Below are 13,417 nucleotides of genomic sequence, written 5' to 3' on the forward strand. Positions count from 1 at the left end.
CGCGCCTGGTGTACATGACGTCCTGTCAGCCGGGCGGGACGAGGTGACGGCACGCACGACGTACGGTCCCGTCCAGGGCTATCGGGCGGGACGGCCGGGAGTGATGAGGCCGTGTTCGTAGGCGTAGGCGACGACTTGGGCACGGCTGGACAGCCCGAGTTTGACCATGACGCGGTTGAGGTGGGTCTTGACGGTGGATTCGCTCACCGTCAGCCGCTCGGCGATGTCCTGGTTGGACAGCGCGTGCGCGACCAAGACGAGGACCTCTGTCTCACGGGCGGTGAGGCCCTCGGGCGGGGGCGGCGTGGCGGCGCCGGGAGCGCCCGGCGTTCGCGCGCGGCCCAGTCCAGAGGTGAACGCCTCGATCAGGTGCCGGGTCGCGGTCGGGGCGAGCAGAGTGTCGCCGTTGGCGACGGTCCGGATGCCGGCCAGCAGGCGTTGAGGAGAGGTCTCCTTGAGCAGGAAACCGGAGGCGCCGGCGCGTAAGGCGTCGTAGACGTACTCGTCGATGTCGAACGTGGTGAGGACGAGGACCTTGGGCTTGGTGGTGGTGGCTGCGGCGAGAATCCGCTCGGTGGCGGCGATGCCGCCGATGCCGGGCATGCGGACGTCCATCAGGATCACATCGGGGCTCGCCATCGCGGCCAGGGTGATGGCTTCTTCGCCGGTGGCGGCCTCACCCACGATCTCGAAGCCGGGCGCGGCGCGGATCAGCGCGACCAGGCCGGCGCGGATCAGCTCCTGGTCGTCTGCCACGAGCACCTTCAGCATGGAATGATCTTACGTCCCGGCGCTGGCGTCGTCGTCCCCGCCGGGCAGGGGGAAGACGGCCCGCACGGCGAAGCCGCCGCCCGGCTCGGGCCCCGCGGCGATCGTGCCCCCGTACAACCTGATGCGTTCCCGCATCCCGATCAGCCCGTGCCCGCCGCGGGCGGGCGAGGTCGTGATGACCCCGCCGTCATTGATCACGGCCACGGTCAGCTCGGTGGCGCCGTAGTGGACCATGACGTGCGAGCGGGCGCCGGGTGCGTGTTTGAGCACGTTGGTGAGGGCCTCCTGAACGATGCGGTACGCCGACAGCATCAGACCCTGCGCCAGCGGACGCACCCGCCCCGTGATGCTGGCCTCGATCGACAGTCCGGCGGCGCGCATGCGACCGAGGAGAGGGCCGAGCTGGTCGAGCTTCGGCGCGGGGTTGTGGCGCTCGTCCTCGCTGTCGTCGACCTCGATGCGCAGGATGGACAGCAGGCGGCGCAGCTCGACCAGCGCCTCCCGGCTGGTCTCGGCCACGGTGCCGAGCGCCGTCTGCGCGGCGGGCGGGTCGCTGAGCACGATGAAGCCGCCCAGGTTGGCCTGTACGGCGATCACCGACATGTGGTGCGCCACGACGTCGTGCAGCTCTCTGGCGATGCGCAGCCGTTCGTGGGTGACGGCGCGCCGGGCGGCGGCGTCCTGTTCTCGGCGGAGCTGGGCGGCCAGGTCGGCGAGTTGCGCGTTGCGGCGGCCGAGCAGTCGCGCGGAGGCGCCGATGCTCCATGCGCAGCCGGCCACGAGAATCGACTGGCCGGCCGCCGACCACACCTGGATGCCCGGGTGCAGCGCCGAGGCGTGCGTCCACTCGGCGATCACCAGGATTCCGCCGGCGATGGCGTAGGGCAGGGAGCGATGCACGGTGACGGAGTACAGCGCCAGCAGCGGCCCCATGCTGTTGACACCGTAGTGATAGCCCAGGAGGTGGTAGCAGATGGCGGCCACGGCGGAGACGAGCAGGACGGAGAACGACGCCCGCCGGCGCCACGCCAGCGGCAGATTCACGGCCATGGTGAGCACGCTCGACAGCAGGTCCGCCGGACGGGTCGCCCGCTGCGGCTCGCTGACCGCCCACAGCCAGCTCCCACAGGTGAGGGTCACCGCCAGGAGCCCGTCGGCGAGCATGGGATGCGCCTGCCACAGACGTCGCGCCGCCGGCAGGACACTGCGACACATTCGTGCATGGTAGACACCCACTGGTCGCGACGCATCAGCCCTGGATACGTCGAACCCCAGATGGAGTACGTACCGCGCAAGTCGACCCTTGCATGGTCCGCACGGTGGATGTGCGGCGCGGACGGCGGCCCATAACGTGATCAATCCCGATCTTTCGGTCAGCGGAGAGCCCGCGGCCGAAACCCTCTTCTCAAGAAGCAGGGCGGCCGGCCGCGTGTGCGCCGGCCGGCCCTAGGAAGGACATTCATGGTTCTCATCTCGCGGCCTCTGACCGGTGTCGGTACGCTGGCCGTCGCGCTGTGTCTCAGCGCATGCGGCGGTCAGCCGGTCACCTCCCGCGAGATCTGCGACAAGGCTCGTCCCCTGCTCTCGCAGGTCGCCAACACCGATGCCGCCACCTATGGAGCCCATGCCGATGAGTGGCACCAGATCATCGACATGGCCAAGCAGGCGGACAACCCCGACTTGGCGGAGTTCGCGGAGCTCGTCGACGCGAGGTCCCGGAACTCGCCCAACTACTACAGCCCCCTGCGCCAAATCGGAGAGACGGCGTGCGAAGGCGAGAAGCCTGACGAGGATGACGCCTGATGACCATGCCGCTCGCCGTCTTCATCCCCCAGCAGCGTGGCTGAGGTCCGGATGTCCTCACGCGTTGGTCTCCGTCTGTCCTTGGCGTCACCGCCCGTTCTCGCGCTGACCGACGTCATCGCGGGCTCGGCCGGTGCCGCCGCCTCAGAATCCGCATGGGAAATGACCGGCCAGCCGAGCACCTGGTGCCCGGCACCGGTCGTCTTCGTCATCAGCGCACCATGGACCTCAAGTCGAAGAACCGGGATCACCTGGTGATGACCACGTTCTTGAACAGACCCACGTCCTTGAGGTCGAGGTCGACGATCTTGGCGCTCCTGGGAACTCTCCTGAAGGCGGCGTAGCCTCGTGTGCTCTTTCCCGCGTACAGAAAGGCGTCGGGGGGCCACACCGAGCAGGCGCAACGACCGTCTTCGATCATCGGGGTGAAGGGAAACGGCTGGTCGGGCAGGATCAGCTCGATCCCATCGGTCGTCATTCCGCCTTGCTCGATCAGATGGTACAGATTGATGGTGGCTTGAGCGTCATCGTTCCTGACCGTGTATCGCAGCATCACATTGTCGCCTTGCCAGGCGAGAGAGTCGATCTGAAGATGCCCGCGGACCTGCTCCCCGCGTGCGTTGGTATGGATGAACAGGCGCCCTGTCTTCTGGGTGCCCGGTGTGCCGGCTCCCGTCGCGTCGGGCGTGCTCGCGACCGCCGGCCCCGTGATGGTCGTGGTCGCGATGGCTGTCGTCGTCGTGGCCGGTGAGGCCGTCGCAGGGCTCTGCTGCCATGGACGGAACACGGCCGTCCACACGCCTGCCGTGATCGCGACGGCCACGGCGGTGGCGATGGCGGGCCGCACCCATCGGCGAGGCGGCCGAGGAGGCGACGGCGGGGGCTCGTCCGGCGCGACCAGTGGCGTCCAGGCGTCACTGACGGCCCGGGTGGCGGCGATCGTGGTCGCTCGCTCGCGGCCCAGCAGGTGGTCCAGCAGTTGCTGGGCGGAGGGCCGGTCGGCCGGATCCTTGCGCAGGGCGCGTGCGACCAGCGGGCGCAGCCGCTCGTCCAAACCGTCCAGGACGGGTTCGTGGTGAGCGATCCGTAGCAGCACCTGCGGTATCGGACCGGTGCCGAACGGCGGTCGCCCGATCCCGGCGTAGGTCACCACACACCCCCAGGCGAAAATGTCGCCGGCTGACGTGAGGATGCCACCGTTGGCCTGCTCGGGGGCCATGTACGCGGGCGTGCCCGAGATCACCGCGGACTGGGTGGCGTCGGGCTCGACGATGCGGGCGATGCCGAAGTCGATGACGCGCGGGCCCACGGCGCTGAGGAGGATATTGGACGGTTTGAGATCACGGTGCACGACGCCGACCTGATGAATGGCGGCCAGCGCGGTGGCGACCCCGACCGCGAGCGCCTCCAGATTGGCTCCCTCCATCGAGCCGTGCGCGGCGACCACCTCCGACAGGTCCGGACCGTCGACGTACTCGGTGACAAGGTAGGCGACCTTCCCGTCGATGCCCGCGTCCAGCACCGGAGCAGTACAGAAGCGCGCCACCTGCCGGGCGGCCTGCGCCTCCCTGGCGAAACGGCGGCGAAAGCCCTCGTCATCGGCTAATTCAGGCCGTAGCACCTTCACCGCCACCAGCCGGAACTGGGCGTCCTGCGCCAGATGGACGATGCCCATGCCGCCCTGCCCCAGCTTGCGCACGATCCGGTACGGGCCGATCCTCTGGGACTGGTCCTCTTCCCCTTGCGCCGTCATGACAGCCCTCGATGGCCTCGCCGTTTGTCAGCACACATCGCCGCGGGTGTTCCTACGAGGAGGCATGGGGGCGGACGACCACGCTGTCGGCGATCTTGTCGTGCAGGCACTGCCGCAACGGCCTGTCCCAGAGGCAGAGCGCGACATTCACCACGCTGATGAAGGGCAGCAGCCACATCACCGCGTGCGACAGATGCCGCAGCAGGGCACGCCCATAGCTCAACCGGCGCCCGTCACGCACTCTTGTCACCCGCAGGCCAAGGAGCAGCTTGCCGGGCGTGCCACCCCATCGGCTGGTGGTCGCCGGTGAGTAAGTCGTCAGAATCAAGACGATGACCGCCCAGAAGCTCAGGTTCACGACGGGGGCCCAGGAGCCGTCCGCTGTCGGCCAGATCACGATCAGGAGCGCCAGGAAGGCGCTCACGGCGACGAGATCCACAATGGCGGCGGTGAGACGCAGCCCCAGGTGCGCCACCGGCACCGGAGTCAGGCGTAAGGAATGACGGAAATCGCTGAACACGTGCGCTCCCAAGGCCGTCGAGGACGCTGGTGACGTCCGCCTGCACGGTATCCAGGAGCTGGTGTTCGGTGCGTCCACTCAGGGGCGGAATCCGGCCTTGGACTTCCGCGGTATACCTGTCCAACCAGCGGTCGGCCCCATGCCTCGCCGGCCACGGGCGAGACTCCGAGGTGAGGGCCTGCTGTGCAGCGCTCGTGGACCTCTGCGGTACTTCGCGTCTGCACCTGCGAGGACGACGCGCCATACGGGCCGGCGGGGCACGCGCGGCTTGCGGGTCCCCGTGATAGGCGAAGGTAGTCGGGGAGCACAGGAGCCTGTTGCGGCGCACCAGGCGACGGTGCAGGAACCTGTGGCAGGAATCTGGGATGAAGACGCGCCACGGGTACGGTTGCAGGGCTCAGGCAGGTGGGGATCCACCACACGATGTCGATCCCGGCCGTGCGCATGCTTGGCCATCGCTGTGGCGAGTTCGTCGACGCGGGGGTCGTCCGGTTCCCACTCGGCGGCGCGCCACATGCGCTCGACCGAGCAGACGTACTGAGGGTCGTCGAGGGCGCGCTCGGCCCGGGGTGAAGCCGAGATCGGCGGCCACCTTGTCCAGCTTGGCGAGCACGCGGTCGGGCAGCAGGGCCCGTTCGCCTTGCTTGTGGTAATGCCGCACGGTCTTCACCGTGACGCCGGCGAAGGCCGCCGCCTGGCCGATCGTGACGCCGTCCGTCATCGGCCGGCCAGCTCGCGAACCGCGCGTATGTGCTGGTAGGCGAATCAGGGGTGTCAGCCGGGGCCGTCGTCCGGTAGGGAATCAGGGGCCCACCCCTGGCCTCGCCCTTGGGGGCGTGCAGGTGCGGCGCGGCCTCGGCGGTGCCGACCACGGTGGCCAGGGCGATGCCGGGGCTGGAGTGCAGATGGGATCGCTAGTCCAGCCAGGTGGGGTCGGCGGCCGGCACTGGGCGGCGTCCGTCCCGGTAGAAAGGTGATCTTCTTGACCGCCATCATAGCCGCTCACATCACAGAGCGGACGCCTCCGCCGATGTATGCGGGACTACACCGTCGGCGGGGTACGCTCCCGATTCCGGACGGCAAGGCATCGCGCTGATGACTGGTGGAGGCGACCCCACGGGAACGGCAGAGACTTCCGGGGCGCAGGCAGCTCATCTGGGCGCACCAGACCCAGCGATGGTGGCCGTTCCTCAGGCCGGACGGTAAGGCCGTCCCCGGGAAGATGACCGTGGGTGATGAACGCGTTCGTGTGGAACTGCACCTGCGAAGCCCTCTCCACAGCCTTGAACATCAGCCAGCTCGAACCGGGACCACGCGAAGATCGCCTCACAGGAATCTAGCAAAGCACTACGAGGGTGGACTACGCCTACCTCCACGGTACGACCAAATATCAACCCCTGGTTGACGCGCCGCCATGTCGTCTCGGGATACCTTCGTTGGTGCCCCCCGTTTCCTGGTCACGATCGGAGCATCGCGCGGACGGCCCGCATTGATAGGGCTGTTCTGCTTGGCGGCACCATGGCCCGATGGCGACAAGGAAGGGGAACGATCATTCTCCTCCCTGCGGGCTGACGGCACCGGTCAGACGGATGGTTCCAGTGTGAAAGCGGGGTAGAGACACCGTGCGCCTGCCACAATCGCTGAAGCGACTCGGGTCGACGATCAAACTCCTTTTCGACCCGTCGGAAAAGAACAAATACCTCATCGCAGTCCTAGCCGCCCTCGCCGCCGGCGTGTCGGCGTTTGCCGCGGTGGCGCTGCGCCCACCTGCGCAAACGCCGTCGGTGCCCGGCCAGACGCAGCCGGTGTCGCCTGAAACCGGGGCCGAGGCCTGGATCCAGAGCATGAACCGCATGTGCCAGGACGCCGAGAGGAGTCTGAACACCGCATGGGAGCGGGCCCAGCCTTTGCTCGACACCAATCCGGGGAAAGTCGCTCAGATGTCCCGTGAGGACTTGCTGGACCGTCTACGCGAAATAGTCCAGGCCATCAAGGACGTTGCCGTGGCGGGTAACGTGGCAGCCAATCGTATCGCGGCGGCGAATCCACCCGCCTCCTTACGAGAACAAGTGCACGCGGCGCTGGACACGCTCAACACCAGTGGCACAAAACTTACTGCCCTGGCGCTGACGCTGGAGAACATCACCACCTCCAGCGCCTCCCCTCCTGGACCGCTGGGTATCCCGGATATTACTTCGCTGTCCGCGATCAGCCGGTTGACCGAGGCGGAGACGCTGTTCGCGGACATGAAGACCGCCTTCCAATCTCTGGCCGTCACCGGGCCCTCCTCCTGCGCCACCGTCCTCACGTGATGACTCGGTTTCGAAGGCACAACCCAGGCGTCGTGTCGGGTCGTGCCGGGGCGCCCTGTCGTGACATCCGGGCGGGACTACGCCTGGCCACCGTCCCCGCGGCCGACGCCGGACTCCTGGGGAGCCGCCCGCCTCATTCTTCACAGTCACCGGTGACCGGATCGAGCGCAACGTCGTCCTCGCCGATCCCGCTGGTTCTCCGGTGACAAGTGACAGCGTTCGCTGCTCTGCTGCGACAGCGATCGCTTCAGCTGCGAGGTGATGTCGCTGCGAAGGAGCAGCGCCCGAGGGCTCGTGGTGAGAGCGTTGACCTGCCTGGCGGCGTGAACCCTGGCGGCGGCCCTTGATCCCGGCAAGACCCGTTCTGTCGGACCCACCTGTCAAGATCGCCCGCATGAGCACGCCACCCCCCACGTCCGCGAGAGCGGATGTGCACGTGAGCCACCATCAGATGCTGGTGAACGACGAGACGCTCGCCGACCATCCGTCCCACGTCCCCAACGGCCTGACGGCGTCGGCCCCGGGAGCGGCGGTGATCCGCACCGGCATCCACACCGGAGTCGTGGACGTCACGGTGCAGCTCGCCGACGCGCCCCCTGCCACCACGGCGGAGGGATGGGACGAGGTGGAGGAGGTGGAGCTGATCACCTTCACGGGCGAGATGCGGCTGCGGGGCCTCATGGGTCACCTGCCGGAGGCGCTGCCCAACCTCACCCCGCACGGTCCCGGCCGCTACGGCATGCGGGTGCACGCGCGTGGCCGCGACATCGATCCCTGCGCCGTGCCCAGCGTGCCCTTCGAGTTCTACCTGGTCACGATCTGGCCCATCGAGGTGGGGCCGAAGGCGCGCGCCAGGCTCGGCGTGGGCGTCCCGGAGGAGCTGGGGCTGCCGGACAAATCCGCCGAGATCAGGCGCTGGGCCCGGGAACACGCGCGGCCGGAGAACGAGCCGGGACGTCCGGCCGGGCACGTCGCATCCCCTCTGCCACCCACACCCGTCATGGGCACCGCACGGGCGATCGAGCATCGGCTGCGGATCGTCAACCCCTACCAGGAGCCCACCACCGGACCCGCGCTGCCCGAGGGCCTGGTCGCCGCCGCTCCGGACGTGGTGGTCATCAGGACGCTCAAGGGCCGGGGCGCGGTGGGGGTGCACGTGCGCTGGGATCTGTCCGGGGCCCGCGGGCCCGTCTCCCGGTGGGAGAAGGTGGAGGAGATCGAGTTCGTCACGACGACCGGCATCATGCAGATCGAGGGCATGCAAACCCGCGACGGATCGCCACCTCCCAACCTGACCTATCAGGGCGCTGGACGCTACGGCCTGCGCGTCCATGGGCGAGCGCGGCCGGGTGGCGGGCTGTCGAACCGGCCCGGCGAGTCGTACCTGCTGGTGGTTTGGCCGATCACGCTCGGAGCCTGACACGTCGGCGCTGCACGCCCCTGGCAGCAATCCAGTCGTGCCTCCGGCTGGCGCTTCTCACCAACGTTCCAGGCCCGATCACTGTCCAAACCAACCGACGAACGCTTGTGCCGTGAAAGGCAGAGCGGCTCGCGGGGGCGATAACTACTGATCGTGGTGTAGCAGACAAGGGCGTTGTGCTCGGCCATGGGTTGAGCAGGGACGTGGTTCGTCAACGTTGCCGGAGCGTCCGGCTGGCGCGCTCCAGGTCATCTCTCGCGGTCCTGGTCAACTTCTGCTCGGGACCCATGACGGCTTCGAGTCGGTTCGCGACCTGTTCGTATTCGGTGAGCGCGTCCTCGGTCCGTCCCGCCGCCTCGTACGCCGCTGCCAGGCCATGCCGTGTGATCAGGGTGTCGGGATGGTCGGCCCCCAGCACTGTCGCTGCCTCTGCGCAACGTGTTCGTACGTGTGGACGGCCTCGTCCGGCCTGGCCGCCGCCTTGTAGGCACCGGCCAGTTGCCCTTCGATGACCAAGGTCTCGGGGTGGTCCGCGCCGAACAGTCGCTCGTGATCGGCGATCAGCTGCCGGAACAAGATGATCCCTTCTTCCGGCCGGCCCGCCTCGACCTTGGTGCAGGCCTGGAAGAACCGCGCTCCGAGCAGGGTCGCGTGGCCGGGGGCGAGCACCCGCTCCTGGTCGGCCAGCACCTGATCCAGCAGCGTCAGCGCCTCGGACGCCCTGCCTGCCTTCGTGTACGAGAACGCCGCACAAGCGCGTGACCACAACGTATCCGGGTGATCGTCGCCGAGGATCCTGGCGCGCTCGGCCTCGGCGCGCTGATACAGCGCCGTGGCCTGCAACGACCCGTCCTCGGATGCGTGGGCGAGGTCGTGCAGAGCGGTGAGCGTGTCCGGATGGTCGGAGCCCAGGAGTTTCTCACGTCCGAGAGCGACGGCTTCGGCGATCGGGACGGCCCGGACCTGGTCGTTGAGGTAGATGAGATGGCTGGCCACGGCCCGGCGGACGTGCAGCACGACCGCGGCTGCCGCCCGGACCTGCGCTGGTTCGTCGTCGTGAAGCTGCTCGACGGCCTCCCACAGGGCTGCCGAGTGGTCGGCCACCGTCGTGATCGTCGGGAACTTCCGCCAGGTGTCCTGGTCGGTGACATCCTCGACGACCACACGCAGCCGCCGGGCGGCAGACTCGATCATCGCGGCCAGGGTGCCGTCACGCGCAGCCTGGTCGCGTACCGCACGCCGGACCAGGCGGTGAACGAACGCCGTCGTGTCGTCGCGGCTGAACGTGACCAGCGATCGAGCCCCCAACTCGGCCAGAGCGCCTTCCGCCCGCGGGTCGAGCAGGTCGAGCCCGACACCAGACGTCGACAGCACCGACAGCTCGCCGAGCAGTCGCGCGGCTGCGGAGCCGATCGCCCTCACCGACAGCATGATGGCCTGCGAGACCCCTCTCGGGTACGGCTCTCCCCGTGGCCGGGCAAGGACCACCTCGATGGGCGTGGCGCGCAGCCGAACAAGATAGGCGTCGCAGGACAGGCGCGGCGGACCGGCCAGTGTCGCGGCGGCGATCGCCAGGGCCAGTGGCAAGCGGCCCAGTTCCTCGGCGAGCGGCCGGAAGCCGCCGCCGTCGCTTGTGCCCACGCGCGTGCAGAGATACCTCACCGCCTCGTCCTGGCTGAACTGTTCCACCGTGACCAGTGTCGCCAGCCGTTCGAATGAATGATCATTTGTGGTGATCAGTACGCGTGCCCGGCCGTGCGAGGGGAGCAACGGCGCGAGCACGTCGGGATCCGTCGCGTTGTCGGCCACGACCAGGTACGGCTCACACCGCTCCTGGAGCCAGCCTCTGACTTTGCGCGCCACGGTCGCCGCGTCGTCGGCATCGCTGCGTAACCCGAGTTCGGCAGCCATGCCGCCGCCACGTGGCGCGCGGCGAACACCTGGTGGACGCGCTCGCCCAGCTCCGAGCGCGGTTGGAAGGCCTTCGGCTCGCGGGGCACTTCACCGATCACCGCAGGCACCGGGCGCGGATCGCCCTTCGGCGCAGGCAGCGGGCGGGCCCTGCGGTCCGCCTGCCCGGCCCAGATGGCGAGCGGGGTTCCCGGGAGAAGGACGACCAGCCCCACGACGATGCTGGTGACATCCAGTCCGAGCCCGCCCGCGGCGCAGGTCCACCAGGCCATGCCCCCGGCGAGCGACGGCACCACCGCCGCGGTCGCGACTTTGAGCCAGCGCGGCATCTCCGCCCTTCCTGCTCATGGACGTTTCTGTGATGCATCGGAACGCGTACTCGATGAGTGTCACATGCTGCCGGCCGCTTGTCGCTGGACGGACAGGCGACCGGACGGCTGGTCAGCAGCACGCGTTCCCCGCCGCTCAACCCCCGACGGCACAAGCCCAAGGTTCGGTGTCACAGGACATCCGTGAAGCGGTGACGGTGCGCTCTCGATGCGGTTGATGTGTCCTTCCACCGGGGCGTTCTCAGGTTCGCGCAGCCATGCGTCGTGGACTGTGCGTGATGGTGAATGCCGAGGCCGGGGCTCAACCGGCTTCCGCGTCGCCTTACATATGGTGAGCGGCGAGTCCGATGGCCGGAAGGATGGCCTGGTCGACGATGTCGGCCAGGTCCGCGTCGCTCGGAGGCGTGCCGTCCAGCAGGCGCTTGGTGACCAGCGCCTCGCCGATGTCGGCGACCACCGGGGTGAGCAGGGTGGCGGAGAAGTGGCCACGATCCGCGTAGTGCTGCAGCACCGTGCTGGTGAACGTGCCCCCGCGGCGGGCGAAGACGTTCTCGAAGAGCGCTTCGGAGATCTGTGCGGCACCCAGGGGATCGGTGAGGATGGCCGCGACCGCTCGGCCCGCCGGGCTGAGCATCCAGGCGCGCATGAGCTGGAGGGATCGGATCAGGTCGCCACGCAGATCGTCGGCTCCCGGGGTGGGTTCCTCGACCGGGTGCGCGTGGTAGAGCGCGTCCAGGAGAACCTCGATCGGGTCTGACCAGCGGCGGTACAGCGTGGTACGGGCGGTCGCCGCCCGCCTGCCGATGCCTTCCATGGTCAGCCGGCCAACGCCGACCTCCAGCACCTCTTCGAGCGCCGCTGCGTGGATGGCGTTGGTCACTTCTTCGGCGCTCCGCCGGGTCCGGCCGCCGTGATCTGCCAATCGTCGCCCCTTGTTCGGCCCCAGGGCCGCATCTTACTAGTGGCGGAGGTGGGGGCACGGCGACCGGCCGGGCCGCCGGCCGCAGTGGCAGCGGTCAAAACGACACGACCGCCGTGGCGTAAGCGTCGATGACGACAGGTTCGCCAGGTCGCGCCGATGACCTCACCGGCTCGCTCGCCCCGCTGCCGGCGCCCGTCTGCTCGACCTGGCCGGGATGCCCGTCTGCGGCGGAGATGGCGATGGCGACGGGATCGGCCGTCTTGTTCACGAGGAGGAGTTTGCGATCATTGTCCGCCGTGACGAAGCCCTGAGCGTGGATTCGGCTGTCGGGATAGCCGAACATGCCGGTAGTCGTGGTCACGAGCGAGTCGCCGGGAGCGAAGTGGCGGAGCAGCAGTTGGAGAGCCCGGTATCGGGCGTTGGGCGCGCCGCTGTCCCAGTCGATGAGCGTCGTGCCGGGGATCATGCCCGGGTAGTCCATGAACTCCGCGATGCCGACGAGGTCCACTCCGAGTTCGACGAGCCGCGCCCACAGGTAGGACTGCATCGACGCGCTGAGCGCCCAGTACTCCTCCGGGATCGTCGGGGCCGGGTTCATCAGGTCCGGAGGGTATGACCCTAGTTCGTTGATGAAGGTCCGGGTCCCGGGTGCGAGCCGGCGGCGGACGGCGTCGATGTGGCGTACTTGGTCGAGGAACGCCTCCGCCTGGGCGAAGAAGAGCCCACGCCAGTGCTCATAGGGGGCGTTACCGTGCTCCGAGATCGGGTTGATGATCTCGGGGAAGGCGTAGAAGTGATAGGAGAACGCGTCCAGGGTGATGCCCTCGGCGTGGTTGGCCGCGTCGAGGAAGTGCCAGAAGTATTCCGGCTCGCGGGCGACCGGGCTCAGGGACAACCCGATGAACTTCATCTCCGGGTCGAGAGGACGCAGCCGCTCCACGATGGCGTCGTAGAGCCGTGTGTACAGCGCGGGCGGGATGCGGTGCCCCATGTCGGGCTCGCACAGCACCTCCCAGTACGCGAAGCGGTAGTGGTGGCCTGATTCGTGCCACTGGCCGAGTTCGTCAGTGAAACCGCCGGCGATGTACCAGCTTGCGATCCGGTGGAAGTAGTCGGCGACCTCCTGCAACGTGGGGTCGCGCAGTTCGGTGCCCTGCTCGTAGTCCCAGTGGGTCTCGTAGGGGTCCTCCGCGACCGCTACCGGCTCGGGAGTGACGAACATCCAGGCGGGGATCGTGGCGAAGTTCGCCACGACCGGCCTGCCCTGGGCCGCGTTCATGAAGTCCTCCACGAAGGGATCGAGGAGTTCGAAGTTCCACGACGTCTCATCGGCGGTGGGCGGAGTCAACGCGGGCACCGCCAAGCGGGGGTGGGAGTACCAGGGCAGGAAGCGTGCGAGATCGGCGTTGAGGTCGCGGAGCGCGTCGAACGCCTTGTCGTGGATCTGCGAACCGCGGCGCATCGGCGGGGCGGTCCACATGTGCGTGGTCAACGTCGTGCGCGACACACCGGTCCTGGCGTTCCAGTCGAGGTGCACCTCGGTCGGCGGTGGCTGCGGAAGTTCGGTTGTCACGGTCTCTCCTTCTGCCGGCTGCACGACGGTGTGAGTACCCCGCCGGATCACGCAAGCTGCGATACTGTAGCTAGAGACATGTAGCTACATCGATGTATCTACA

The 13,417-nt window shown here is 68.4% G+C and carries 12 protein-coding genes; 3 read left to right on the forward strand and 9 right to left on the reverse strand.

Annotated elements, in window-relative coordinates:
- Positions 1-78 precede the first annotated feature (78 nt).
- Positions 79-771, reverse strand: coding sequence for a response regulator (locus HD597_RS25715; RefSeq protein ID WP_253745282.1), 693 nt, complete (start codon positions 769-771; stop codon positions 79-81).
- Between the two features lie 9 nt (positions 772-780).
- The gene (locus HD597_RS25720; RefSeq protein ID WP_253745283.1) at positions 781-1,986 is read right to left on the reverse strand and encodes a sensor histidine kinase; all 1,206 of its coding nucleotides are present in this window, start codon (positions 1,984-1,986) and stop codon (positions 781-783) included.
- Between the two features lie 246 nt (positions 1,987-2,232).
- On the opposite strand from HD597_RS25720, the gene HD597_RS25725 reads away from it, so the two are divergent.
- On the forward strand, positions 2,233-2,574 hold the full coding sequence (locus HD597_RS25725; protein ID WP_253745284.1) for an MBT domain-containing protein: 342 nt from the start codon (positions 2,233-2,235) through the stop codon (positions 2,572-2,574).
- 247 nt (positions 2,575-2,821) lie between these two features.
- Here the strand turns inward: HD597_RS25725 and HD597_RS25730 are convergent, their stop codons facing one another.
- The 3 genes from HD597_RS25730 to HD597_RS66885 all read right to left on the reverse strand — a co-directional run bounded on the left by HD597_RS25730 (position 2,822) and on the right by HD597_RS66885 (position 5,568).
- The gene (locus tag HD597_RS25730) at positions 2,822-4,327 is read right to left on the reverse strand and encodes a serine/threonine-protein kinase (RefSeq protein ID WP_253745285.1); all 1,506 of its coding nucleotides are present in this window, start codon (positions 4,325-4,327) and stop codon (positions 2,822-2,824) included.
- Positions 4,328-4,379: 52 nt separating this feature from the next.
- Positions 4,380-4,847: an RDD family protein gene (locus HD597_RS25735; RefSeq protein WP_253745286.1), complete on the reverse strand. Its 468-nt coding sequence runs from the start codon at positions 4,845-4,847 to the stop codon at positions 4,380-4,382.
- A 397-nt stretch (positions 4,848-5,244) separates the two neighbouring features.
- Complete coding sequence (locus tag HD597_RS66885) at positions 5,245-5,568, reverse strand: MerR family transcriptional regulator (protein ID WP_372513393.1); 324 nt, start codon at positions 5,566-5,568, stop codon at positions 5,245-5,247.
- A 901-nt stretch (positions 5,569-6,469) separates the two neighbouring features.
- On the opposite strand from HD597_RS66885, the gene HD597_RS25740 reads away from it, so the two are divergent.
- Both HD597_RS25740 and HD597_RS25745 read left to right on the forward strand, forming a co-directional pair.
- Positions 6,470-7,159, forward strand: a complete 690-nt coding sequence (locus HD597_RS25740) for a hypothetical protein (RefSeq protein WP_253745287.1) — start codon at positions 6,470-6,472, stop codon at positions 7,157-7,159.
- Positions 7,160-7,595: 436 nt separating this feature from the next.
- Complete coding sequence (locus HD597_RS25745) at positions 7,596-8,579, forward strand: hypothetical protein (protein WP_253745288.1); 984 nt, start codon at positions 7,596-7,598, stop codon at positions 8,577-8,579.
- A 211-nt stretch (positions 8,580-8,790) separates the two neighbouring features.
- Here the strand turns inward: HD597_RS25745 and HD597_RS66890 are convergent, their stop codons facing one another.
- The 4 genes from HD597_RS66890 to HD597_RS25760 all read right to left on the reverse strand — a co-directional run bounded on the left by HD597_RS66890 (position 8,791) and on the right by HD597_RS25760 (position 13,314).
- Positions 8,791-8,997, reverse strand: coding sequence for a tetratricopeptide repeat protein (locus tag HD597_RS66890; RefSeq protein WP_372513394.1), 207 nt, complete (start codon positions 8,995-8,997; stop codon positions 8,791-8,793).
- The gene (locus HD597_RS25750; protein ID WP_253745289.1) at positions 8,967-10,490 is read right to left on the reverse strand and encodes a tetratricopeptide repeat protein; all 1,524 of its coding nucleotides are present in this window, start codon (positions 10,488-10,490) and stop codon (positions 8,967-8,969) included. Before HD597_RS25750 ends, HD597_RS66890 begins: the two co-directional genes overlap by 31 nt.
- 651 nt (positions 10,491-11,141) lie before the next feature.
- Positions 11,142-11,699, reverse strand: coding sequence for a TetR/AcrR family transcriptional regulator (locus HD597_RS25755; RefSeq protein WP_253745290.1), 558 nt, complete (start codon positions 11,697-11,699; stop codon positions 11,142-11,144).
- Positions 11,700-11,835: 136 nt separating this feature from the next.
- Entirely contained in the window at positions 11,836-13,314 is a 1,479-nt protein-coding gene (locus HD597_RS25760) for a hypothetical protein (protein ID WP_253745291.1), read from the reverse strand.
- Positions 13,315-13,417: the final 103 nt, after the last annotated feature.

Origin of the sequence: Nonomuraea thailandensis (assembly GCF_024172165.1) — a bacterium.
Classification (GTDB): Bacteria; Actinomycetota; Actinomycetes; order Streptosporangiales; family Streptosporangiaceae; genus Nonomuraea; species Nonomuraea thailandensis.